Below are 19,651 nucleotides of genomic sequence, written 5' to 3'. Positions count from 1 at the left end.
TTCAGCTTTCGGCGGGTGTTTTTACTAATTTTGCAGCCAAGCACTCTTTTATCCTATTTCCAAAATGCCCATCACGAATCCCAAACGCTATACCGTCACGGCGGCACTAATCTACGCCAACGGTCCTATTCATATCGGTCACCTGGCCGGCTGCTACGTACCCGCCGACACCTACGTAAGGTACCTGCGGGCCAAGGGAGCCGAGGTGGCCTTCATCAGCGGTACCGACGAGCACGGCGTGCCGATCACGATCCGGGCCAAGAAGGAAGGAAGTACCCCGCAGGCCATCGTCGACAAGTACTACGCCCAGATCGACCAATCCTTCCGGGAGCTGGGGATTTCGTTTGACGTCTACTCGCGCACGAGCAAGGAAGTACACCACCGGACGTCGCAGGAAATCTTCAAAGACCTGTACGACAAAGGCGTTTTTGTGGAAGAAACCACCGAACAGTACTACGACGAAACCGCGCAGCAGTTCCTGGCCGACCGCTACATCGTAGGTACCTGCCCGGTATGCGCCAACCCCAACGCCTACGGCGACCAGTGCGAGCGCTGCGGCTCTACGCTCAGCCCCACCGAGCTCAAAGATCCGCGCTCGACGCTCTCGGGAGCCAAGCCCGTCATGAAAGAAACCAAAAACTGGTACCTGCCGCTGGACGCCATGCAGCCCGAGATCGAGCAGTACGTCAACAGCCACGGTGAGTGGAAAACCAACGTGCTGGGCCAGTGCCAGTCGTGGCTCAAGGAGGGCCTGAAGCCCCGCGCCATGACCCGCGACCTGGACTGGGGCATCCCCGTGCCGCTGCCCGACAACGACGGCAAGGTACTTTATGTCTGGTTTGAAGCGCCGATTGGGTACATTTCGGCCACGAAAGATTGGCTCATCCAGCAAAATGGTACCGACGAAGGCTGGGAGAAATGGTGGAAACCCGCCGCCGACGCTTCCGACGAAACCAAGCTGGTGCACTTTATTGGTAAGGATAATATTGTATTTCACTGCATCATTTTCCCGGCTACGCTCATGGCCGAGGGCGGCTACGTGCTGGCCGACAACGTCCCGGCCAACGAGTTCATGAACCTGGAGGGCGACAAGATCTCGACCTCCCGCAACTGGGCCGTGTGGCTGCACGAGTACCTGGAGGAGTTTCCCGACAAGCAGGACGTACTTCGCTACGTACTCACGGCCAACGCCCCCGAAGCCAAGGACAGCGAGTTTACGTGGAAAGACTTCCAGACCCGCAACAACAGCGAACTGGTGGGGATTTTTGGCAACTTCGTGAACCGCGCCGTGGTCCTTACGCAGAAGTTTTGCGGGAGCCAGGTACCTGCCGCCGGTGAGCTACAGGACGTTGACCGCCATACGCTGGCGGAGCTGGCGGCTTTCCCCACCCGCATCGGTGAGGCGCTGGAAAACTACCGCTTCCGGGAGGCGCTGGCGCTCATCATGGACCTGGCCCGGCTCGGCAACAAGTACCTGGCCGAAACCCAGCCCTGGCACGCCATCAAGACCGACCCGGCCCGCGTGGAAACGATCCTGAACGTAGCGCTGCAAATCACGGCCTCGCTGGCCATCGTGGCCGAGCCCGTGCTGCCCTTTACCGCCGAAAAACTCAGCCAGCAGCTGGGCCTCAGCCAACGTACCTGGGACCAGGCCGGACGGCCCGACTTACTCCCGGCGGGACAGGAGATTGGGGAGGGTACTTTGCTGTTTGAGAAAATCGAGGATAGTACCATCCAGCGGCAGGTGGAGAAGCTGCACGAAGCCAAGCGCCAAAATGAGCTGGAAGGCAAAACAGTGGCCGAAGTAAAGCCCGAGATTCAGTACGACGACTTTGCGAAGCTCGACATCCGGGTAGCGACCATTCTGGAGGCCGAACAGGTACCTAAAAGTAAGAAGCTACTCAAGCTAAAGGTAGACATCGGCAGCGAGCAGCGCACGGTCCTGAGCGGTATTTCGGAGCACTTCAAACCCGAAGAGGTTATGGGCCGCAAGGTACTTTACCTGGCCAACCTGGCCCCGCGCAAAATGATGGGCATGGAGTCGCACGGGATGATCCTGATGGCCGAAGACCGCGACGGTAGCCTGGCCTTCGTACAGCCCGACGGCAACGTCTGGAACGGCGGCACCGTGAGCTGATTGTATTCGTAGCAGACTTTTATTAGAATAAACGGGCGTTGGGAAAGTACCTAACGCCCGTCGTTTTTTTACTACCTACCATTCACGAAAAAAACAGGATGCGCTCGCTCAAAGTCTGTATTTTCGTTTTATAATAAACCCACACCCAAACTACCCTGGCGCATGAAGTACCCTTACCTACTACTGGTCTTACTGGGCGGCCTGCTGACCAGCTGCAGCAGCGGCCGCGACCAACTGGTATTCAGCCAAGTACCTAACTACCAGCCCGGCTCGGCTCAGCAGTTGCTTTTCCTGAATTTCACCATTACGCAGCCCGCCGGAGTCACCTCGGCTGAGCAGGTGACGCTGACCAACGCCATCGCGGGCCAGGGTACTATGAAGAATTTATCCACGCCCGTTCACAACCAAAACTACCTCCGGGTACTCTACCACTACGACGACCAGCGCGCGCCACGGGAAGAAACCTACGAGCACCCACTTTACCGCTCGGTGGAGGTACCTTCGGAAGACGGAACCCTGAGCCGCCGGGAGCTAAGCAGCAGCGAAGGGATGCTTAACTTACGGCTTGCGTACGATTCGCACCTCGTGCGGCTGGAGCTGTTTAGCCATACCCCCGAGCGGGGTACCCGAAAAATCCATACATTACGCATCAAGCCATGATAAAACGTTTTACGCTTTGCCTGCTCGGTTCGTACCTGCTGCTGTGTACGCCGGTTTGGGCCCAGAAATTCCCGGTCGATACGCTCCAGAAAACCGGCCCGCTCGACAACCGCATCAACGTGGTGATCCTGGGCGACGGCTTTACACAAAGTGAGCTACCCGCTTTTTTGGGCGAGGCCCGAAAATTCATGGATACCTTCCTGAACTACCACCCCTACAACCACTACCAGAACTACTTCAATTTTTTTGCGATCCCCACCCCTTCGCCCGAGAGCGGTGCAACCAATCCCGGCACCGCCCCCGACGCCTACCCGGAGCAGCCCGTTGCGACCAAAAACACCTACTTTGGGGCCACGTTTGGGAGCGGCATCCACCGCCTCGTCACGATCCAAAACTACACGGCCTACGCCAACGTACTGGCCACCAACCTCCCCAGCTACGACCTGGTGATCATGATTGTGAATAGTACCTGGTACGGCGGTTCGGGGGGTAGTTTGGCCGTGTATACGCTACACGAGCAGGCGCTTCCCATTGCGCTGCACGAGATCGGGCATACCTTTGCGGGTCTGTCGGACGAGTACTGGGCGGGCAGCGTTTACGCCCGCGAAAATGCCAACATGACCCGCAACAACCAGCCTGCCACCGTACGCTGGAAAAATTGGATGGGCTACAATAAGGTAGGGCTTTTTGCCCACGGGGAGGGCGGCGAAATGAGCCAGTGGTACAAACCTACGCAGCACAACTGCCTCATGGAGCAGCTCCATAGCCCCTTTTGTGAAGTGTGCCGGGAAAAAACCGTGGAGCGAATCACGACACTCGTTCAGCCGATCGAAGCGGTAGACCCGCCCCGGGGCGCTACCGTACCATTGGCCCAGGAGCCCGTTGGCTTTGGCCTACAGCTGCTGAAGCCCGCGCCCAATTCCCTGCAAGTGGAGTGGAAATTCAACGACAAACCGCTCGGAAACGGCCAGGAACTACTAAGCCTGACGGCCGACCAACTACCCGAAGCACAAGGTACCTTGACCGCCACCGTTTTTGATTCTACCTACCTCAGCCGCGCAGACCTGCGCCAGCAGCAGCGCAGCTATTCCGTAAGCTGGTGGCTGCAAACTGAAAGGGCCATTCCCATCGCGACCGCCGCCGATTCCCTGGTTTGTGCCGGTGATAGCACCACCCTAACGGCCTGGGGCTGCGTCGGTACGCTCCGCTGGTCGACCGGAGAAAGCACAAGTACCCTGACGGTAGCACCCACGCAAACGACCTCCTACTGGTTTGTGTGTACCCACAGCAATCAAACGCTCGAAAGTACCCCCGCCACGGTATGGGTTGCGCCCCGGCCCAGCGCTACGGCGTCGCACACGGGCCCGTACTTGGAAGGGCAGACCATCCAGCTGCAGGCCTCGGGTGGCGAATCATACCGCTGGTTTGGCCCCATGCGCTTTGTTTCTATTGACCAAAATCCCACCATACCCAACGCCACGGTAGACCACGCGGGTTTGTATACGGTGGAAGTTACCAATGCCGACGGCTGTAGCAGCACGGCCCAGACCAAGCTGACCGTTGACCCCGTGCTTGCCTCCGAGCCGCCGCAAAACCAGGCGGTGCGGGTATTTCCCAATCCGGCCAAAAACTACATAGACCTCACCACTACATTATCGGGAGAAGTGGACTTCGCCCTGTACGACGCCCGAGGTACCTTGGTACTCTCGCGTACCTTTAGCCAAAGTACCCAGCTCCCGCTCCACACCTTGCCGCCGGGCCTGTACTTTTACAAAGTAGTGCATACCGGACACGAAAGCCAGGGAAAACTCCTGGTGGCGAAGTAAGGTACCTTAAAGTACCTCCCCAAACCGATCGAGTCGCTTTTTTCGTTAGGTACTTTACAACCCCCGGCCCTGCGGGTGGGTCAGGCTGGAATACATCCCGAATCAACGTTAGTTTATGCTTAACTCATTTCTCCGCTCCCTGGTACTTTTGGGCTTGCTGACGGGCCTTTTTATCCAATGTAAAAAAAACTTGGAGCCCGTAACGCCCGCCACACTTCGTGACTCCACGCAGCTTAGTAACGTCACGGACGTAGCGGCCATCGTCACGGCCACACTCACGGAATTCACCGAAGGAGAAATCCTGCAGTTTGGTTTTGTCTGGTCCGACCAGCACGAAAGCCCCACCGTGGCCGACCAGCGGCTGGACATGGGCCGCCCCAAGGGCGACTTGCCGCTGCCGTTCAACCACCTGCTCGTGGACCTGCTGCCCAACACCACCTACCACGTCCGGATCTTCGTGGAAAGTCCAAGGGGTACTTTCTACGGGCCCGTCACGACCTTTCGCACCCAAAGTACCCCTTCGGGCGTACTGACCAAGCTGGCCCAGGTACTTACCGACTCTCTCCGGGGCCGCGACTTCGGCTACAGCTTTGCTATCTATGAAAAAGGTACTTTGGTGGCTTCGTCGGGCGGGGGTTTTCAGTCGCGGGCGGTGGAAGCTGCGGGAGCCATTCCGGCCACGATCGACTCCAAGATGCAGATTGCCAGTATGACCAAAACCATCACGGCGATGGCCTTTTTCCGGCTGGCGGCGCAGAAAAACATCAAGGCGACTGACCCCATCCTGAACTACCTCCCCCCCACCTGGCCCAAAGGCCCCAACCTGAACCGCATTACCTTCCGGGACCTGCTCACGCACCGGAGCGGCATCACGGGCTTTGCCGACCACTGTACCAACGGCTCCTACGTAGAGAACGTGTGGTCGGGCCTGAAAAGCCTGACGGAGAAAGGAATAAAAGAAAGCAACCACGGCAACTACTGCTACCAGAACGTCAACTTTGGCTTGTTCCGGGTACTGATCCCGAGCCTGCTGGGCTATACTTTCACGGGCCAGGACGACACCGACGAAGCTGCCACGCAGCAAATGTACCTCAGCTACCTCCAAAGTACCTTTTTTACCAAAGCGGGCATTCCGGCCCAACACCTACTCACCAATTCGCCCCAGCGGCCTACGCTCGGCTACGACTATCCCTACTCAGGTACCTTTGGTTTCAATCCGGGTAGTTTTGAGGCCACGGTCGGGGCCTATGGTTTTTATTTATCGGCTCAGGAGGCCGGTCGGCTCTACGCGCAGGCGTTTTCCACGCCCGACGAATCGCTGTTGACCCAAGCCATGAAAGACTCCATCCTGACCAAAGGCTACGGTACCTACAGTACCATCACGCCCTACGGGCGCTTCAGCTACCACGACGGCTGGTGGTACATCCGGTCGGGCGGGGTGAAGGCCAAAGGCTTCAGGAGCCTCTGGATGAAATGCCCCAACGACGTCACGGTGGTCCTTTTTACCAACGCCCTGCGCGACGGCGACCACCTCTTCCCGCTGCGGTCAGAGCGCTACCTGGACATCGTTTCGTTTGTGCTGTGGGCTTACACCGAAGCCCGCGCTCCGGCCCGAAACGGCCGTTCAGACGCCGAAACCAACTTCCATAAGTACCTGGAGTACCCCGAACCGCACTAAAAAAATACCCCGGTGCCAAGGGGCTCCGGGGTATCAACCTTTTTACTGCTATATAAATCCTTACTTCCAGCGTTCAATGTCCACCTTGCGGTGGAAGCCTTCGTGTAAGTGATTATATGGCAAGAAAAGCGTTAGGTGGCGCAAAATCTCATCATAGCGCGCCGAAATATTTTCTAAATCTACGTCGTTGGGGATGGTCATCCGGCTAATGAAGCGGATGGAACGAAGCTCGTCTTTAGCCTCTTCCTCTTGCACAAAGATCGGCAGCAGGTGGTAGATCATGAGCTTGTCCTTGATGATTTCTACCTGTAGCTCCTCTGCCTCAATGCCGGGGGCTTTTACCATAATCTCATAGCCTTCTTCCCGGCCTTCGATCTGGAGGGAGGGCTCGCTCATGCCTCCGTTTACAGTATTAATAAAATCTATATTCATTAATACCTCAGTGGGTATATTCAGTGGCTTTTTCATAGCGGTAGGTCGTTTCAATTCTATATATAGTTTCAATTCTATATATAATAGTTTATAGATTTAAAAACTCCATACCACTTGGCTCAGATAAAAAGTACCTGCCAAAATTACCACCTACCTTCTAAATAGCCGCCATTTTGGCGCTTGCTTCCCCCTCTTATTCCAAGAAAAGCTCGATGGGCCAACGGCTTTATCACTTCCCCAGCCAGCGTTAAGGTTGATTAACGGGTTGTATGAAACTAACTATATTCTTGTTTTATTTCAATTCATCATCAACCTAGCTCAAAAGTACCCTCAACCTTTATACTCTCTCTAAAATAATTTATATTATAGTTTTATATACTTTTTGAAATTAAAAAAGTACCATATAAGCATTGGCATAACTATAAAAAATACTATTTTTGTGGCCATAGATATGACCAACCCCATCGCACTTCCGTTGCTTACTCCCCCCTGAGTTTCTGCTCTCGTTTTAGTTGGGCACTTTACGCCCCAGTCATTGCCTTCCCGGTTCGGTAGGGTACTATCCTATTGGCTTTTTTTCAATCGCTCCTATTTCATAGCTTCGTAATGACCCTTTTTAATAAACTCAGAGCTAATGGGTTCAATCCCAAAAATGAAATTCTTTCGGGCCTCACGGTAGCCCTGGCGCTGGTACCCGAAGCCGTGGCCTTTTCACTCATTGCGAACGTGAGTCCGTTGATAGGCTTGTACTCCGCTTTTATCATCGGTCTCATTACGGCCCTGATCGGCGGTCGGCCTGGTATGATTTCCGGTGCTACGGGAGCCGTAGCCGTGGTGGTCGTGAGCCTCGTGGCCCGGCACGGCGTAGAGTACCTCTTTGCGGCCGTGGTACTGATGGGCCTGATCCAGATTGCCGTGGGCGTGCTTAAGTTGGGCAAGTTTATCCGGCTGGTTCCGCATCCCGTCATGTTTGGCTTTGTCAATGGCCTCGCCATCGTAATTGCGATGGCGCAGTTGGCGCAGTTTAAGACCATCAATGCCCAAGGTACCGAAACCTGGCTCACGGGTACCCCGCTCTGGATCATGGCTGGGTTTGCCCTGCTCACGATGGCCATCATCCATTTCCTACCCAAGCTTACCAAGGCCGTTCCGTCTTCGCTGGTAGCGCTGGTGGTGGTATCGGCCTTTATTATTTTCTTCCAGATTCCCACCCGAACCGTGGGCGACATTGCTTCCATTGCCGGTGGCCTGCCCGAGTTCCACCTGCCTTTGGTACCGCTTACCTACGAGACGTTCGCCATTATTTTTCCTTACTCGCTCATTATGGCCATGGTGGGGCTGATTGAGAGCCTGCTCACGCTGACGGTCATCGACGAAATGACCGAAACGCGCGGCAACAGCAACCAAGAAGCGCTGGCGCAGGGGATCGCCAACATTACGACGGGCTTCTTTGGCGGCATGGGCGGTTGCGCCATGATTGGGCAAAGCATCATCAACGTGAGCTCCGGCGGCCGGTTTCGGCTTTCGGGCATTGTTGCAGCCGTGGGTTTGATTTCGTTCGTGCTGGTAGGGGCGCCCCTGATCGAGCAGGTACCTATGGCGGCGCTGGTGGGGCTGATGTTCATGGTCGCGATAGGTACCTTTGAGTGGGCTAGCCTGAAGATAATCCGCAAAGTACCTACTACCGACGTGATCGTGATGGTCCTGGTAGCGGGCGTCACGGTGCTTTTCCACAACCTGGCCGTGGCCGTTTTGATCGGCGTGGTGATTTCAGCCCTGGCCTTTGCCTGGGAAAACGCCAAGCGCATTCGGGCCCGCAAGCATATTGATGCAAACGGTGCCAAGCATTACCAAATCTACGGCCCGTTGTTCTTTGGCTCGATTGCGGCCTTTAACGAAAAGTTTGAGATCCTGAGCGACCCCGATCAAGTAATAATAGATTTTAAGGAATCTCGCGTGGTGGATCATTCGGCCATTGAAGCGTTGCACAAGATCACGGAGCGTTACGCAAAGGTAGGGAAGACGGTTCGTTTGTTGCACCTGAGCCCGGATTGCCATAAGCTCCTGGAGAAAGCCTCGGCGATCATTGAAGTAAACTACTACGAAGATCCACACTACAACGTAGCTACCGATCAGCTTCCGGTAACGTCCTAATTCTTTTTACCAGTCAGGGGAGCTCTTGAGCTCCCCTGACTGGTAGTTTCATACATTTAGTTCTGATAAAATTACTTGCGTCAAAATCCGGCTAACAGGCCCTTGAGCTTTATTTAAAAAAAGCCTAGAGGATGAGATCCCCGTACTCCTAGGGTAGCCTACCGGTAGCGGTTGAGAAGTTGAACGCTTATTTGGTCACTGGCCTGCGAGATGGCGCTTACCCAGGTAGAGGAGCTGGCTTCGGCAAAAATATCTCTGCCGGGTATTCCTACCCTCCATCGCACCCATTTTGCATTTTTCTCTTGCTGGGGTACTTGCTTTAGGTAGACGTTCACGCCCACAATATTTCCGTACAGGTGCATGAGTTTTTTCAGCTCCAACCGGACCTTACTCAGCACTTCCGTGCTGGGCTCCGTTCCTTCCGTCTCGACGTCCAGCTTGATGTTGTTTAATTTTTCAATGGTGTTCATGGCTATATGTGTTTAAGTAATGCATGCTTACAGGTACCTGGCCTATGAGCGATTATATTCCTCAAACGGGGTATTTTGTCCGCATGCGTATGCCTTCCTCTTCCTTCTTCACGTACGGTAAATAGTCCTGAATCAGCACTTATGGTCACTTTCTGAGGCCTATTTAGTCTATTTGGAACAATCTTATCAGTAAGGTACCTGCAAATTGCTTGCCGATCCTGGTAAGCTTTTACGTTCAGTATCAACTAATTTTTATAACGTACTATGGAAGCATTCACGATAAACCAACTCAATGAACTAGCTGGCAAAAAAGAACCCCGTAGCGTCACGATATTTTCTCCTACGCGGCGGCAGTCTACCGACAACTACCAGCAGGATAAAATTCATTTCAAGAATCAACTCCAGGACGCCGAGGCGCAGCTAGCGCAGCAGTACGGTATGAGCGAGGCCGAGGCCAAGGAGTACCTCCACCCAGGTTATGATCTACTAGCAGACAATACCTTCTGGCAGTATGGCCAGGACATGCTGGCGTTTTTTCTGAGTCCCGGCGAATCGCAGTACTTTCAGCTACCACTTCCGATCGAAAGCCCCGAGCTGTACATTGGCCACAGTTACCGCCTACGCCCGATGCTCCCCTTACTACACGGCAACGAGCAGTATTATATCCTGAACCTGAACCTCGAGGACGTACGGCTGTATAAAGCCAACCAATACAATTGTTCAGAGGTAGAGCTTCCCGAAAACGTACCGACCTCCATCGACGACTACCTCCAGTACGTGGAGAAGCAGGAGTCCTTGCAGCATCAGAGTGGCGTAGGTGCCGCCGGAGGCATTTTCCACGGCCACGGGGTTACGGACCGCGACAAGACCGACATCGAGCAGTATTTTTACATGCTAAGCCAGGAACTGGATAAAATCTTTAAGGAGGATCAGATCCCGGTGGTACTGGCGGGGGTAGAATACCTGCCCCCCAGGTACCGGAAGACTACCCATTATAATAAAATTAGTGAGGAATCCATTACGGGTAGTTTTGGTCCCAAAGATGGCCAGAAACTGCACCAGGAAGCCAAGGAGCTTATGATGCCTCACTTTCAGGAAAAGCAAACCCAGGCCGAGCAAAAGTACCATAACCTGAAGTCGGGTGATATGGCGGCTTCCGATACCGAAAAAACCGTGTTGGCCGCGCTGACCGGACAAGTGGAGACGCTGTTCTTACGCCGCGACGCGGTACTTTGGGGACAGTACGACGCCGAAAACTACCAGCTGCATACCGAGCAGGACTCAGCTCCCGGCAATACCGACCTCCTGACGGAGGCGGCCGTCCAGACGGTACTGATGAAAGGAGAAGTATACCTCTGCAACGCGGACGAAATGCCCGCTGGCGACAGCGTGGTAGTGGCCGTTTTCCGCAATCCGGTGGTCCTTTAACAGGGCAGCCCAACTATAGTAAAGTCGGGAAGGAACTGCTGTTTCTTCCCGACTTTTTTTTAACAGGTACCTTATCTACTGGATCTACTGGGCTCAGATTCCCTCCGTCACCTTTTTCATTTTGGCCAGGCCGGTTTTGGCTACGAGCAGGGCGTCCTGGGCGTAGTAAGTAGGGTTGAATACTTCCAGCGATAGGATAACGGGCCGCTCAGGATTTTTTAGAGTCTTTAGTAGTGGACCAAACGGAGCTACCCCGTCACCCATGTACACCCGATCAGCATCGACGATCTTGTCGCGGGCGGGAGTGGCAGGATAATCATTGACGTGAAATACCTCGATGTAGGGCTTCCCTACCCAGGCCACACTTTCCAGCCCCGAGCCTCCTTTGTACAAGTGGTAGACATCCATGAGTAGCCGCGCCGACGGGTGCCCGCTTTGAGTAGCTACAAACAATATCTCCCCGAGGGTACTTAGGTTTTTGGAAAAGCCCCACAGCTCCAGGTGCGGCACTACGCCCGTTTGGTCGCCCAGCTCCAGGATGGCGCGGTAGCGCTCGGCGGCGGCCCGCAGGTCCAGGTATTCGCCCTGGGTGGCGCCCATGGGCGGGGCCGCGATCCGTTTGCAGCCTACTTCGGCCAGCATGTCCATCTCTCGTTTGAGCTGGTCCAGGGCTTTGGTGCGCACGCTGTCGTCGTTGACGATCCACTGCGCAAAACCGATGGCGTCTTCTACCTGCACGCCCGAGTCCTTGAGGTGCCGCCGCGCCTCGGCCAGGGTACCTCCGTTTTTGAGGTAGTCTTCCAGGCTATTGATCCAAATCTCTACCGACGGGTACCCCGCTTTGGAGGCAACCTCTATCTCTTTCATAAACCCTAGCTTGTGGCCCCGCAAGGTACTCATGTTGAGGCAGTACTTAAACGAAGCGGAAGGCTTGGAGGTAGTAGCGAGGGCCCGTTGGGGCACTAGACCTGCACCGGCGGCAGCCGAAAGGCCTGCTAGTACTTGACGACGATTCATACAGAAGGTGATTGATGGGAGGTAGTAGAAATTAGATACACTCAAGCCAAAGGCACGACGGCCCGCATTCTAACGTAGCGGACCCAGAAAAACGCAGATCCCCCTCGCAAGAGGGTAGTTTAGCGGGGAGCCATCTGGGTGATTTCGGTTTTGAGCCGGATCACCTCCTGCTCCAGGGCGGCCGACTTGAAGTAGTAATATAAAGCCAGCGCTAAAAAGACCTTGGACAAGATAAATACAACCAGAAAAGCCACGCGCCAGAGCTTATGTACCCGGATGTGGGTGTCACTTACCTCTACCTTATGGTACTCCGGCCCCTTGGGCTCTTCCGGTGGGCGCCGTTGCTGGCCGTTGGTGCCTCTTTTCTGGATCGCGCTCCCCTGCGCCTCGCGGGCTATAGTTTCCCGAATATCCGTTGGCGGCGGTACGGCCGTTTGTAGAAAGTACCTTTCGATCTCCGATTCCAGCGAGCTCAGGGCCGCCGAAATTTCCGCGTTAGCAGCAGCAAGTCGTTCCACCTCCTGCTTTTCTTCCTCGGAAGCCAATCCCAACAAATATGTTTCCAGAATTCCGCTGGTTATATATTGGTACGTGTTCAAGGGTAAAATCGTTAAGGTTGGCGTAATGACTTAAAGTAGTCATGAAAACCCTTCATGACCTCTGCTTTGGGTATCTGGAGCTGCTCCGCGATGGTATCGGGGGCGTAGCCCTGGCGAAACGCCAGATCGAAAACAAGCTCAGGCATATCTTCCGGCTGGAGCGGGGTGGGCTCCTCAGAATGGGCATCCAGGGGAAGTTGCTGGGCTTTGGCTTCCAGCGCCCGGGCCCGCGCCAGCCTCACGATGCAGGTAGCCAGGTTGGTGGTCTGCCCCGAGCAGGCCTGTAGGTACCTGGAAGCAAAAAGCTCTACCAATACTTCCTGGGCCAAGTGGGTCTGGGGAATTATTTGCAGGATAATTCCATACGCTAGGGATCCGTAACGATCGTACAAGGCAAGCTGCTCGTTGGAGGAAAGCGACTGCTTGGGAGCGCTAGTATCTAATCGTTTCATTTCACTCATAGGCTATGGATGGTTAACCTGAATAGTATTTTGTAACGTATACACTCCATTTTTGAAATAAAGCGGATGAGCGCCAGAAAGATTGTTGAGTTTGTGCTAGCCCTTTTGCCGATGCCAATCAAGTCACTTTGTCATCAGTTCCAGCAACAAATATAAAAGTACCAGCCCATTACTTCTACTTCTTTTTGCAATGATTTTTAAAAAGGGTACCTTGCTCAGGCCCGCACGAAATAAAGTACCCCTGAGCCGGGCACCTTTATTCTTGGCGTTTAGGATTTCACCCGGTTCGTTCATGATGAAGACAATCGTTATTACCGGCTCTAGCCGCGGTATAGGCCGGGGGCTCGCGGAGGCTTTTCTGAAGCGCGGCTGCCGGGTATGCATCAGCAGCCGCAGCGCGGCGTCGGTAGGGCCAGCCACGGAGCTCCTGCAAGGTACCTTTGGTAGTACCTCCGTAACGGGTGTGGTGGCCGACGTGACTCAGTACGCAGACCTGCTGGCCCTGCGCGAGCACGCGCTAAGTACCTTTGGGCGCATCGACATCTGGATCAACAACGCCGGGCTGAGCCACCCGGCCCGGCCTTTGTGGCAGCTCGACGCGGCTACCCTCGAAGCCGTGGCCGATACCAACCTGAAAGGTACCTTGCTGGGAAGCCGCGTAGCCCTGGAGTACCTGGTGGCGCAGGGCCACGGGCAGCTCTACAACCTACTCGGCCTGGGCAGCAACGGCATGAAGGTACCTGGCTTTGCGCTTTATGGAAGTACCAAATACGCCCTCAAGTACCTGACAGACGGCCTGATCCGGGAGGTGAAAAGTACCCCCGTGCGGGTGGGGAGTATCTCGCCGGGCATGGTGGTTACGGACCTGCTCACGGGCGACTACGACAAAACTTCAGCCGCTTGGGCCAAGACCCGCAAAATAGTCAATATATTAGCTGATAAAGTGGAAACCGTGAGCCCCTGGCTGGTCGATCAGATCCTGAACGACCACACCAACGGAAGCCATATTGCCTGGCTGACCAAGGGAAAAATCGTTTCCCGCTTCGCCCTGGCCCCCTTTCGTACCCGGCATATGCTGGAGTGAAAGATAAAGTACCCCACTTCGTTCTAGAGTAGTAGTAGAAGTACCCTACGCTCCTGTGTACCGGGCGCGCCAACGCATATACCCCTTTTATGTACCTTTTAGCCTTAGCGAATGAAGTGGTCTTATCTTATCCAGCAAAAAATGAAAGCGGCGCTGCTGCTGGGAAGCGTCATGGTACTGATCATGGTAAGTACCTTGCACTCGCAACACAACCTACGCGACATCCATAGATCGTTTGCGTCGATTTACCAGGATCGCCTCATGCCCGCCATCGACTTCGTGTACCTCACCGAGCACATGTACCGCAAGCGGCTCCTGCTGGAGCAACATCTGCTGCTGGAGGGCCACGGTACGCCCGGCCAGATCCGTCAACAGCTTGGCCACCACAACCTCACCATCGACTCGCTGGTGGGTGCTTTTGAAAAAACCCACCTGGTAGCTCAGGAGTCGAAGAGCCTGCTTACCTTTAAAAACTACCTGCAAGAGTACCAGCTACTGGAAGACCACATCCTGCGCCTGAGCGCCGTCGGCGACCAGGCCGCCAGCGTGGCGCTTTTTGAGCAGCAAGGTACCTTGCTGTTTCAGCAGGCCATTACCAACCTCAACGAGTTGACCCAGCTGCAATCGACCATCGGGCAGGAGCTGATGAACGAGTCCGAGAGCGAAATGGCCAACATGGCCCTGATGACGTCGCTCCAGGTGGCGTTGTCCATCGTGGTCGGGATCATGCTGTTGGGGATTATCCGGAGCTCCCGCATTCTCCCGAAGCACAGTAGCCAGCCTTTTCATCTCAATTAATTGATTTGTAAGCCCACAAAAAAAACCGAACGGTGCCGTTCGGTTTTTTTTGTGTAAAGTACCTACGCAGGTACTTTGTTACTGGCCGCCTACCCTTCTGCCTTTGAGGGTCTCGTTCTTGCGGTTGATCTGGTTCAGAATGTCCTTGCTCACAAACAACCGGCTCCCGATGCCGCTCTGTACGTCGAAGAGGTACCCTTTGTAGTCAATCTTGGCGTCTTCGGTGGTAGAGATGTAGTACTGGTTGCCGTTGAGGTTGAAGCGCATGCCGCGCTCGTCCTGCTGGGTGTCATCCCAGGATACGTTCATGGTACCGGCACCGGTGCCCAGCACCACACCCGGCGTAAAAGGCCGCACGTTGATGGTCTGCACGGATTTGCCGTTCTGAATGCTGATTTTCCCTTCCGAGCTCACGTTGATGTCGTTGGGATTTACGCCCTCGCGCTTGATGGTGATGGGCTTGTCGTTGTAGAACTGCACCTTATCCAACGCAATGCCCGCCCCTTCCAGATCCCGGCGGAGCTCTTCGGTAAAGACGGTAAAATTGGTAAAAGGTACGGTACTGGGAGCGCAGGCCGAAAGGCCCGCCAGTAAAACTACCCCGGTAATGATTCGTTTGATCAACATCATGGTATCAGACAGAAATGGGTATGGGTCAAAAAAAATGAGATATAAATTTTGATAAAAGTACGTGCCGCAATATTACTAAAAAAGCCTCGCCGAACCCAGCGCTAACCCAAGATAGGTACCTTCTGGCTGTCATTCTGTCAGCGCTGCCCCCTGATTTCCTATTGGAACGTGATTTTTTACGCGGTATTGCAGAGTGAAAATCATTTTCTAAAAAATAATCCTAAAAACCGAACAGACATGGAATCAGTGGTACAAGAGAAAGGTAATCTCAGCATCCACACGGAAAACATTTTTCCGATCATCAAGAAGTTCCTCTATTCCGACCACGAGATTTTCCTGCGGGAGCTGGTCTCGAATGCCGTTGATGCCACGCAAAAGCTGAAACAGCTGGCTTCTTACGGAGAATTTGGGGGAGAACTGGGAGAGCTGAAAGTGAGCGTGAAGCTGGACGAAACCGCCAAAACCATAACCGTCAGTGACCGGGGCATCGGGATGACCGCCGACGAGATCAAGAAGTACATCAACCAGATCGCTTTTTCGGGCGCGGAGGAATTCGTAGAAAAGTACAAAGATAAAGGCGGTGACAAGGGAATCATCGGGCACTTCGGGCTGGGCTTCTACTCGGCCTACATGGTGGCGGAGAAAGTCGAGATTGTGACCCGCTCCTACCAGGAAGGGGCCGAGCCCGTACGCTGGATCTGCGACGGCTCCACGGAGTTTGAGATCACGACCGCCGAGAAAGCCGAGCGCGGTTCGGACATTATCCTGCACATTGCGCCCGACTCGGAGGAGTTTTTGAGCGCTTCCCGTCTGCGCGGTATTCTGGAAAAGTACGGCAAGTTTCTGCCCGTGGAGATTGAGTTTGAGGACAAAATCATCAACAATCCCAACCCGATCTGGACCAAGAATCCCGCCGACCTGAAGGATGAAGATTACCTGGCTTTTTATAAAGAACTGCATCCGTTTAGCGAAGATCCACTTTTCTGGATTCACCTCAACGTAGACTACCCCTTCAACCTCACGGGGGTACTTTACTTCCCTAAGCTGAAGAACGACTTCCAGGTCCAGCGCGAGAAAATTCAACTTTACAGCCGGCAGGTGTTTATTACCGACGAGGTGAAGGACATCGTGCCGGACTTCCTGCAGCTGCTGCACGGCGTCATCGACTCGCCGGATATTCCGCTCAACGTGTCGCGGAGCTACCTGCAGGCCGACGGCAACGTGAAGAAGATCAACGGGTACATTACCCGCAAGGTAGCCGACAAATTGTCGGAGATTTTCCGCAACGACCGCGAAGGCTTCGAGAAGAAGTTTGACGACATCGGGCTTTTCGTGAAGTACGGGATCATCAGCGAAGATAAATTCTACGACAAGGCGAAGGATTTCTGCCTCCTGAAAAATACCGAAGGCAAGTACTTTACCTTTGAAGAGTACCGCGAAGCCACCCAGGCTACCCAAACCGACAAGGACGGCAACCTGGTATGGCTCTACACCACCGACACCCAGAAGCAGGACGGCTTTGTGCAGTCGGCCCGCAAGCGCAGCTACGACATCCTGGTACTCGACTCGGTCATCGACAGCCACTTCATAGGTACTTTGGAACAAAAGCTGGAAAAGACCACCGTGAAGCGCGTCGACGCCGATACGGTAGACAAGCTCATCGAGAAGGACGTGAAGCTGGAGAGCGTGCTTTCCAAAGACGACGAAGAGAAAGTAAAGAAACTTTTTGAAGCGGTCGTAGCCGGTGCCGGTACCAGCGTGGTGGTAGAGCCTATGCCCGCCGACGAGCTGCCGGTGGTGATTACCTTCCCCGAGTTTATGCGCCGCATGACCGACATGCAGGCTACTTCGGGCCAGCGCAGCATGTTTGGCAACATGCCGCTGATGTACACGGTGTCGGTCAATGCCAACCACCCGCTCACCAGCAAGCTAGCCTCCCTGGACGACGACGCCCAGAAAGCCCTGGCCAAGCAGATCTACGACCTGGCGCTGCTTTCCCAAGGAATGCTCAACGGCCAGGACCTGACGCAGTTTATCCAGCGTACGGTCGAGGTACTTTAAGCAGGTACTTCAGGCGAATCAATAACCAAAAAATCCCCGGTGTGAGCGCCGGGGATTTTTTGTGTTGAGCAGGGTACTTTGGATAAGTTTACATCACATTTCATCACCTCAAGGTACTTTCCTTTATAGTGACTTATTTTTGACAAAATAGAGATTATCCCCGTCCCAGTAACTATTCTCGCTATAGACTCTCACGGGCCACCACATGGATGCCCACACGTTGCCTTCTACGCATTGTTCATCTTCCAGGTACACATTAAAGGTAAAGGTGGCCGTCGTTCCTACGGGGCTGGTAGATAGCGAAGGTGTCCATTCATAGCCGCTATAGCCTTTCCCGCCTTCTTTCAGATCGTATACCGTAAATACCACGGGTTGGTAGCTATTGGTAGGTTCCTGGGATGAGGGGGATATCTTCAAGCACTGGTAAGCTCTGCCGTAAATCCTGAACGTAGGGTCCACATTCGATGCTTCTCGTTTTGTAATCTTGAGCGTAACGGACCTAAGGTAGTTCTTTGATGCTTTGAGAAAAAAATGGCGGTAAACGGTGTTGGGTACAATTTTGAATTCGGAGGGATTGTTTTGATCCGTTGTTTCGAGTAGCCACGAATAACCGGGGCCCGGCCGCCCCAGCCGCTCGACCGACTCTGAACCAGGGTTTTCTGCTTGGGGTTCCACCTTTTCTTTGTCCTTACGGCATCCCAGCATCAGCAAGGCTATCAGGCATAATGGTATGGCAAAAATGGTTTTCATAACGAATCTTTTTTAGAATTAAACCTACCTACTAAAAAGGGCCATGAAAGTAAAATAACTGGTTTATTAGAAACAGGATACGACTCGCCTGACTATGGAAATTAAAAAATGACAATAATGTATATAATCCTGGCAATGAACCACGCGTTAGAAAAATAGAAATCTCTTGCTAAGAAGAACTCAGTTCTAAATCCTATCAGCTAACCGCATTATCCACCTACCTGTACTTTTGAGCCATGGTTTACAGACTTATATTCTTTTGGTTGAGTGTGTTGACACTTACGTCCTGTTCCAAAAATGTAGATCCGGAACCATTTTCTCGCTCTGATCGTCAAAGGGTACTTAATAGTATCGGGTACACCAACATTTCCAGCGGGCTGCTCGAATTCCAGATTACGGCCCGAGGTTTCAATCAGTACGTTGATGCCTATGCCTTAGACCCTACCAGCCCCCAAAAGCTCAATGCCCTACGGGAAGCCTGGCTACGAATGGCCATTGCCTGGAAAGAAATAGCCCTGTTTGGCTTAGGCCCTTCTGCTCCTTCATACATTCCTACCGATGTATACACGCCAATCAATCCCACGGCCTTAGAGCGTGTTATCTCCCAAAATGGAGCGGAAATCGACGCCGCTTATTTTGAAACGCTCAACCCTACCCATAAAGGTATCGTGGCCCTAGAATATTTATTGTTTGACCCAACGGCCACGGATTTAGCTCCAATCATAGCGTCATTCACCTCCCCAACGACCGGCAGTAGGCGGCTCGCCTATTTAAAATTACTGAGTGCTCATTTGCAAGAACGGGCCACTACCTCCATGTACCAATGGAGCTCGGGCGGAGGGGATGCCATATCCCGCTTTATTTCGGCCGACGGCATGGATCAAAACTCTTCCCTGAGTCTCATCACCGCGCAATTCATTCGCGCAGTCACGGTTCTGAAAGAAGAAAGGCTTGGCGCTCCGCTAGGTGCTAACCACAACGGCCAAGTACAGCCCGACTTAGTGGATGCCAAATACAGCCTAGAATCAGTGGCGCTACTCCAGGCCGAACTAAAAGGGGCTTCTAAGATTTTTTACGGCGTACCGTCGCCAAGCCAGGGCGGAGCACCAGGCCTTCGTGACTTATTAGATAAAATGGCTGCCAAAACCGGCGACCAACTACTTGGTGACGCTATCAATGCTCGCTTCCAAAGTATTGATTATAAAATTGAACCTATTCGTCTTCCTTTAAAGCATTTACTTGTTTTGAACCCCGCCACAGTAAATAGCCTGTACAAGGATCTTGAAGAGCTGGAAACTTTACTAAAAGTGGACATGGTAAAGTACCTTCGTCTACCTATTTAACCTTTCTTAGAGCTACGTCTTCCTACGTTTTCAATCAATAAAATAGGTCATTCTTATAAAAATGCCGAAGGCATGATAGGCTTATAGCTGTATTCAAAATGCCTCGATCGAAACCCCGTATGG

Annotated in this window: 17 protein-coding genes; 10 read left to right on the top strand and 7 right to left on the bottom strand. The window is 53.6% G+C overall.

Features of this window, described 5'->3' with window-relative positions; all coding sequences use genetic code 11:
* Positions 1-64: 64 nt before the first annotated feature.
* The 4 genes from metG (at position 65) to HNQ92_RS25000 (ending at position 6,301) form a co-directional block, all read left to right on the top strand.
* Positions 65-2,137 carry a methionine--tRNA ligase gene (gene metG / locus HNQ92_RS25015; RefSeq protein ID WP_184178592.1) on the top strand — a complete coding sequence of 691 codons (2,073 nt, stop codon included), beginning with the start codon at positions 65-67 and terminating at the stop codon, positions 2,135-2,137.
* Between the two features lie 162 nt (positions 2,138-2,299).
* Positions 2,300-2,797, top strand: a complete 498-nt coding sequence (locus HNQ92_RS25010) for a hypothetical protein (protein WP_184178589.1) — start codon at positions 2,300-2,302, stop codon at positions 2,795-2,797.
* Positions 2,794-4,623 (top strand): M64 family metallopeptidase, encoded by a 1,830-nt coding sequence (locus HNQ92_RS25005; protein WP_184178587.1) that lies wholly within the window; start codon positions 2,794-2,796, stop codon positions 4,621-4,623. The genes HNQ92_RS25010 and HNQ92_RS25005 overlap by 4 nt, the downstream gene beginning before the upstream one ends.
* 115 nt (positions 4,624-4,738) lie before the next feature.
* The gene (locus tag HNQ92_RS25000) at positions 4,739-6,301 is read left to right on the top strand and encodes a serine hydrolase domain-containing protein (RefSeq protein WP_184178585.1); all 1,563 of its coding nucleotides are present in this window, start codon (positions 4,739-4,741) and stop codon (positions 6,299-6,301) included.
* A 60-nt stretch (positions 6,302-6,361) separates the two neighbouring features.
* Here the strand turns inward: HNQ92_RS25000 and HNQ92_RS24995 are convergent, their stop codons facing one another.
* Positions 6,362-6,697 carry an Hsp20/alpha crystallin family protein gene (locus tag HNQ92_RS24995; RefSeq protein ID WP_246440808.1) on the bottom strand — a complete coding sequence of 112 codons (336 nt, stop codon included), beginning with the start codon at positions 6,695-6,697 and terminating at the stop codon, positions 6,362-6,364.
* 642 nt (positions 6,698-7,339) lie between these two features.
* Between HNQ92_RS24995 and HNQ92_RS24990 the strand changes: the two genes are divergently transcribed.
* Complete coding sequence (locus HNQ92_RS24990) at positions 7,340-8,887, top strand: SulP family inorganic anion transporter (protein WP_184178581.1); 1,548 nt, start codon at positions 7,340-7,342, stop codon at positions 8,885-8,887.
* Between the two features lie 158 nt (positions 8,888-9,045).
* Here HNQ92_RS24990 and HNQ92_RS24985 read toward each other — a convergent pair whose 3' ends face one another.
* Entirely contained in the window at positions 9,046-9,357 is a 312-nt protein-coding gene (locus tag HNQ92_RS24985; RefSeq protein WP_184178579.1) for an HPF/RaiA family ribosome-associated protein, read from the bottom strand.
* 264 nt (positions 9,358-9,621) lie between these two features.
* Between HNQ92_RS24985 and HNQ92_RS24980 the strand changes: the two genes are divergently transcribed.
* Positions 9,622-10,785, top strand: coding sequence for a baeRF7 domain-containing protein (locus HNQ92_RS24980; protein WP_184178577.1), 1,164 nt, complete (start codon positions 9,622-9,624; stop codon positions 10,783-10,785).
* A 93-nt stretch (positions 10,786-10,878) separates the two neighbouring features.
* Here HNQ92_RS24980 and HNQ92_RS24975 read toward each other — a convergent pair whose 3' ends face one another.
* The 3 genes from HNQ92_RS24975 to HNQ92_RS24965 form a co-directional block, all read right to left on the bottom strand.
* A complete protein-coding gene (locus HNQ92_RS24975; RefSeq protein WP_184178575.1) occupies positions 10,879-11,802 on the bottom strand; it encodes a sugar phosphate isomerase/epimerase family protein in 924 nt (307 codons plus the stop codon).
* A 119-nt stretch (positions 11,803-11,921) separates the two neighbouring features.
* Positions 11,922-12,401, bottom strand: a complete 480-nt coding sequence (locus HNQ92_RS24970) for a hypothetical protein (protein WP_184178573.1) — start codon at positions 12,399-12,401, stop codon at positions 11,922-11,924.
* A gap of 11 nt (positions 12,402-12,412) precedes the next feature.
* Positions 12,413-12,853, bottom strand: a complete 441-nt coding sequence (locus HNQ92_RS24965; RefSeq protein ID WP_184178571.1) for a hypothetical protein — start codon at positions 12,851-12,853, stop codon at positions 12,413-12,415.
* Between the two features lie 301 nt (positions 12,854-13,154).
* Between HNQ92_RS24965 and HNQ92_RS24960 the strand changes: the two genes are divergently transcribed.
* Positions 13,155-13,946, top strand: a complete 792-nt coding sequence (locus HNQ92_RS24960) for an SDR family oxidoreductase (RefSeq protein WP_221307540.1) — start codon at positions 13,155-13,157, stop codon at positions 13,944-13,946.
* A gap of 111 nt (positions 13,947-14,057) precedes the next feature.
* Complete coding sequence (locus HNQ92_RS24955; protein ID WP_184178570.1) at positions 14,058-14,744, top strand: MCP four helix bundle domain-containing protein; 687 nt, start codon at positions 14,058-14,060, stop codon at positions 14,742-14,744.
* 78 nt (positions 14,745-14,822) lie between these two features.
* Here HNQ92_RS24955 and HNQ92_RS24950 read toward each other — a convergent pair whose 3' ends face one another.
* The gene (locus HNQ92_RS24950; protein ID WP_184178568.1) at positions 14,823-15,374 is read right to left on the bottom strand and encodes a hypothetical protein; all 552 of its coding nucleotides are present in this window, start codon (positions 15,372-15,374) and stop codon (positions 14,823-14,825) included.
* Between the two features lie 237 nt (positions 15,375-15,611).
* Between HNQ92_RS24950 and htpG the strand changes: the two genes are divergently transcribed.
* Positions 15,612-17,435 (top strand): molecular chaperone HtpG, encoded by a 1,824-nt coding sequence (gene htpG, locus HNQ92_RS24945; RefSeq protein ID WP_184178566.1) that lies wholly within the window; start codon positions 15,612-15,614, stop codon positions 17,433-17,435.
* Between the two features lie 123 nt (positions 17,436-17,558).
* Here htpG and HNQ92_RS24940 read toward each other — a convergent pair whose 3' ends face one another.
* The gene (locus HNQ92_RS24940; RefSeq protein ID WP_184178564.1) at positions 17,559-18,185 is read right to left on the bottom strand and encodes a hypothetical protein; all 627 of its coding nucleotides are present in this window, start codon (positions 18,183-18,185) and stop codon (positions 17,559-17,561) included.
* Positions 18,186-18,421: 236 nt separating this feature from the next.
* On the opposite strand from HNQ92_RS24940, the gene HNQ92_RS24935 reads away from it, so the two are divergent.
* Positions 18,422-19,528, top strand: coding sequence for an imelysin family protein (locus HNQ92_RS24935; protein ID WP_184178562.1), 1,107 nt, complete (start codon positions 18,422-18,424; stop codon positions 19,526-19,528).
* Positions 19,529-19,651: the final 123 nt, after the last annotated feature.

It is taken from the genome of Rhabdobacter roseus, from assembly GCF_014202275.1.
Classification (GTDB): Bacteria; Bacteroidota; Bacteroidia; order Cytophagales; family Spirosomataceae; genus Rhabdobacter; species Rhabdobacter roseus.
Note: the sequence above shows the minus strand (reverse complement) of the source record. Positions and strands in the feature narration are given on the sequence as shown.

Bases quoted from the DNA above. Each gene is read 5' to 3' on its own strand.
- HNQ92_RS24975 (WP_184178575.1), bottom strand. From the start codon at position 11,802: ATGAATCGTCGTCAAGTACTAGCAGGCCTTTCGGCTGCCGCCGGTGCA.
- HNQ92_RS24990 (WP_184178581.1), top strand. From the start codon at position 7,340: ATGACCCTTTTTAATAAACTCAGAGCTAATGGGTTCAATCCCAAAAAT.
- HNQ92_RS24965 (WP_184178571.1), bottom strand. From the start codon at position 12,853: ATGAAACGATTAGATACTAGCGCTCCCAAGCAGTCGCTTTCCTCCAAC.
- HNQ92_RS25000 (WP_184178585.1), top strand. From the start codon at position 4,739: ATGCTTAACTCATTTCTCCGCTCCCTGGTACTTTTGGGCTTGCTGACG.
- HNQ92_RS25005 (WP_184178587.1), top strand. From the start codon at position 2,794: ATGATAAAACGTTTTACGCTTTGCCTGCTCGGTTCGTACCTGCTGCTG.
- HNQ92_RS24955 (WP_184178570.1), top strand. From the start codon at position 14,058: ATGAAGTGGTCTTATCTTATCCAGCAAAAAATGAAAGCGGCGCTGCTG.
- metG (WP_184178592.1), top strand. From the start codon at position 65: ATGCCCATCACGAATCCCAAACGCTATACCGTCACGGCGGCACTAATC.
- HNQ92_RS24960 (WP_221307540.1), top strand. From the start codon at position 13,155: ATGATGAAGACAATCGTTATTACCGGCTCTAGCCGCGGTATAGGCCGG.
- HNQ92_RS24935 (WP_184178562.1), top strand. From the start codon at position 18,422: ATGGTTTACAGACTTATATTCTTTTGGTTGAGTGTGTTGACACTTACG.
- HNQ92_RS24940 (WP_184178564.1), bottom strand. From the start codon at position 18,185: ATGAAAACCATTTTTGCCATACCATTATGCCTGATAGCCTTGCTGATG.
- HNQ92_RS25010 (WP_184178589.1), top strand. From the start codon at position 2,300: ATGAAGTACCCTTACCTACTACTGGTCTTACTGGGCGGCCTGCTGACC.
- htpG (WP_184178566.1), top strand. From the start codon at position 15,612: ATGGAATCAGTGGTACAAGAGAAAGGTAATCTCAGCATCCACACGGAA.
- HNQ92_RS24995 (WP_246440808.1), bottom strand. From the start codon at position 6,697: ATGAGCGAGCCCTCCCTCCAGATCGAAGGCCGGGAAGAAGGCTATGAG.
- HNQ92_RS24985 (WP_184178579.1), bottom strand. From the start codon at position 9,357: ATGAACACCATTGAAAAATTAAACAACATCAAGCTGGACGTCGAGACG.
- HNQ92_RS24950 (WP_184178568.1), bottom strand. From the start codon at position 15,374: ATGATGTTGATCAAACGAATCATTACCGGGGTAGTTTTACTGGCGGGC.
- HNQ92_RS24980 (WP_184178577.1), top strand. From the start codon at position 9,622: ATGGAAGCATTCACGATAAACCAACTCAATGAACTAGCTGGCAAAAAA.